The organism is Bradyrhizobium sp. SZCCHNR1051 (assembly GCF_032489615.1).
GTDB lineage: Bacteria > Pseudomonadota > Alphaproteobacteria > Rhizobiales > Xanthobacteraceae > Bradyrhizobium.
In genome coordinates this window covers 1-1,643 of record NZ_JAUEYJ010000059.1, presented here as the reverse complement: position 1 = coordinate 1,643, position 1,643 = coordinate 1, and the positions used below count along the sequence as shown (strand labels likewise).

The 1,643-nt window shown below is 63.7% G+C and carries 1 protein-coding gene; it reads right to left on the bottom strand.

The features are described 5' to 3' along the window. A partial coding sequence (locus QW868_RS33480; RefSeq protein WP_316182711.1) for a condensation domain-containing protein occupies positions 1-1,643 on the bottom strand: 1,643 nt, incomplete at both ends.

The window sequence follows — 1,643 nt, the reverse complement described above, 5'->3', positions numbered from 1 at the left end:
TCAGAGACGGCAATATCGTCGGCGGCACCGCGCGCACCGTGTCATTCCACTCCGCCAGCACCCGACGCCGCTCCGCCACGTCGAGAATGTCGATTGCGCCAATCGGCTGATCCGGCGCGGCGGTTGCAGATTCGAGCAGGCGCACCAAACGCGTGGCGATGGCTTCGACGGCTTTCCGCTCGAACAGATCCGTACTGTATTCGATCGTGCCTTCGATCCCAGCTGACCCACCGTGCTGGCCACGACTCTCTGTCAAGATCAAGGCCAGATCGAATTTGGCAGCTCTGCTGCTCATCGGTTGCGGGACGATGGTGAGACCGGGCATATCAAGGCTGAGCGTACCAGCGTTCTGTAACGCGAGCATCACCTGGAAGAGCGGGTGGCGTCTCAGAGACCGTGTCGGATTGATCGCCTCGACGAGGCGCTCGAACGGCAAATCCTGATTCGCGTAGGCATCGAGATTGGCGGCGCGCACGCGATCCACCAGTTCGCGGAAGCTTGGATTTCCAGCGGTGTCGCTGCGCAGTACCACGGTGTTGACGAAAAATCCGATCAAGTCGTCGAGCGCGTGATCGCTGCGCCCCGCCACCGGACTGCCGATTGGGATGTCCGTACCTGCGCCCAGCCGCGTGAGCAGCGCAGCGAGGCCGGCTTGGAGCACCATGAAGAGACTGGCCTGCTGTTCGCGCGCCAGCATCAGCAGCCCCTGGTGCACTTCGGGGGTGATCTCGAACGCGACAGTATCACCATGATGGCTGGGAACAGGCGACCGGGAACGGTCAACCGGCAGCTCCAGTTGCTCCGGCAGGCCATGCAGCGCCCTCTTCCAATACTCCAACTGGCGCGCGACCGGGCTCTCGGGATCCTCCTCATTGCCGAGCAGCGCGTGCTGCCAAAGCGTGTAGTCGGCGTATTGCAGGGGCAGCGGCTCGAAGACAGGCGCGCGCTTCTCACTACGCGCAGCATAAGCGGTAGCGAGATCGCGAGCCAGCGGCCCGAGCGAAGCTCCGTCGCCGGCAATATGATGGATCAACAGCAGCAGAACCTGGTCGCGCGGCGCGAGGACGAAGAGATCGACGCGGAGCGGCGGTTCGACGGCGAGATCGAAGCCGCGGCTCGCGGCCATGTTGAGCGCCTGGGGAAGCTCGGCCTCAGTGGTTGCCGCCACCGCGAGGATCGGCCGAGCGATTTCAGCATCGAGGATCAGCTGGCGGGGTGTGCCCGCCGTCTCCGGGAAGACGGTTCGCAGACTCTCATGCCGCTCGACCAAATCGGCGAGGGCGGCTTCGAGGGCGTCGCGATCGAGGGCACCGCGAAGACGCAATGCGAGCGTGAGATTATAGTGTGGGCTTTGTCCTTCGAGATGGTTGAGGAACCACAGGCGACTTTGCGCGAACGAGAGCGGGATCACCTCCGGACGAGGGCCCGGCCGAAGAGTCGGTCGTGCTGCCGCCTCGGCCTGATCGAGCCGTTCAGCGAGCCCGGAGATGGTCGAAACTTCAAACAGCGTACCAAGCGGCAGCTCGACCCCGAAAGCAGCACGGATTTTCGAGACCAAATGCGTCACGAGCAGCGAATGGCCGCCGAGATCGAAGAAGTTGTCATGGATCCCGACGCGCTCAAGCCCGAGGGTCTCGGCAAAC